2 protein-coding genes are annotated in these 1,727 nt (G+C 65.5%); one reads left to right on the forward strand and one right to left on the reverse strand.

The genetic code is table 11. The annotated features are described in order from the left end of the window. Positions 1–207 precede the first annotated feature (207 nt). Positions 208–774: a DUF6461 domain-containing protein gene (locus ACRX5S_RS31040; RefSeq protein ID WP_436776483.1), complete on the forward strand. Its 567-nt coding sequence runs from the start codon at positions 208–210 to the stop codon at positions 772–774. Between the two features lie 96 nt (positions 775–870). Here ACRX5S_RS31040 and ACRX5S_RS31045 read toward each other — a convergent pair. Further along, positions 871–1,727: IS5 family transposase (locus tag ACRX5S_RS31045; protein ID WP_436776484.1), on the reverse strand; the 857-nt coding region annotated here is incomplete at its 5' end.

Here is a 1,727-nt window from a genome sequence, read left to right on the forward strand (position 1 = left end):
CCTCCCGCACAGCACCGGACTTCATGCCTGACCAGCGGAAACTCAGCGATCACATTCGATAAGACAACGGCTTCTTAGAGCTCGTCTTTGAACTGCGATCGAAGTGTTGTGGATAGTCTCTAAGCGCAGACAGTTGAAGGGGGAATCGACGTGGCTTTGGGGCATGGGCTGGGGTGGTTGCTTCACGGTGACCGGTCCGGGTGCAGCATGACGTTCGCCAGCCTGAAGGAGCCCCGAGTCCTGCTCCAACGCTTGGGAGTCTCGCCAGGGACCATCGCGGTGCGGGGCCAGGCAGACAATTTCGATGAAGACGGGGACGAGATTCACCCGGACTTCGACGAGGCGTTCGATTCCTGGGGTGGGTGCGTGGTGCGCGCCGGCACCTATGGGGGTTGGGCCTGGAGCGACGAGGCGTCCACGTCGTGGAGCGCAAATCCAGAGGTGACGTGCACAGCGTCAGTCGGCGGGACCGCCGTGTCGCTGCACTACAACATCAAGTCGATGGCCGTCCTCAACTATGCCGAGGACGGTGTGTTGGTCACCGCGATCAACACGTGGAAGAACCCGCCGCTGAGCGGTCATGCGGGCCGCAGCCCCCGGTTCTTCGACGAGGACATAGCCGCACTCGGCGGCAGCCCTGGCGCGGAGACTGTGGAGGGCGTCGATGCCGTCGAGCTGTTTTTCTCGGTTGCCGAGGCGCGATTTGGTGTTGGCCTGACCTATCGGAGCTTGGTCATGGAGCCGGTTCTCTGCGGCGAGATCGCTCCAGGCTGACCCCGGCCGCTTCTTCAAGGCCACCGAGGCAAGTTGGTGCGCACGTACTCGGAGTCCGTCGGCGTCGCCCCCGGTACCGATTGTTGAATGCGCTGGTTAGGCTGCGTGCTGTTCGCGCTTGCGCCAGGACTCGGTGGTGCGGATCGCGGTCGCACCCTTGCGGGTGAGGCGTTTGGTCATCACCGCGATCGCTCCCCAGTTGATGTGGGCTTCGCTGTGCATGGGCAGGGTCTCGTAGTCCCGGACGTTTCGGCGGGCCCGCAGTGTCCACGCATTCGTTCTCTCGACCACCCAACGCTTGGGTAGGACGATGAACCCCTTCTGGTTCTTCGGTCGCGGGACGGTTTTGAGGGTGATGCCGAGCTTCGCGGTCCAGTCGGCGAGCTGGCCTGCGTATGCGGAGTCGGCCCAGACGATCACCACGCTCGGATTGGTCAGGCGGAGCCGCCAAAGGACATCGCGGGCGGCGTCGGCGTCGCGGACGTCCGCGCTGGTGACCAGCACGGACACCAGCAGACCGCGGTTGTCCACGGCGAGGTGCCGCTTCCTGCCGTTGATCTTCTTGCCCGGGTCATAGCCCCGAGTCGATCGGCGGACGGTTTCGGCCGCCTTGACCGACTGGGAGTCGAGGATGACCGAGACCGGACGGGGGCACTTGCCCGCGCGCAGCCTGAGCCGGCGGCGGAGCTGGTCGCGGATATGGGTGACGACCCCGGCCGCGGCCCAACGGCTGAAGAAGCCGAACACCGTTTGGAACGGCGGGAAGTCCGCGGGCAGCGCGCGCCACTTGTTGCCGTTGTCGACGATGTAGCGGATGGCGTCCACGACGTCGCGACGGTGGTGCTTCTCTGGGCGGCCGCCGCCCGGGGTCTGGCAGGCCGGGACCGGCAACAGCGGTTCCAACAGCGACCATTCGGCGTTGGACATGTCGGACGGATAGCGCCGCCGACGCA

The organism is Yinghuangia sp. YIM S09857, assembly GCF_051388915.1.
In the GTDB taxonomy this organism is placed as follows: Bacteria; Actinomycetota; Actinomycetes; order Streptomycetales; family Streptomycetaceae; genus Yinghuangia.

Bases quoted from the DNA above. Each gene is read 5' to 3' on its own strand.
- ACRX5S_RS31040 (WP_436776483.1), top strand. From the start codon at position 208: ATGACGTTCGCCAGCCTGAAGGAGCCCCGAGTCCTGCTCCAACGCTTG.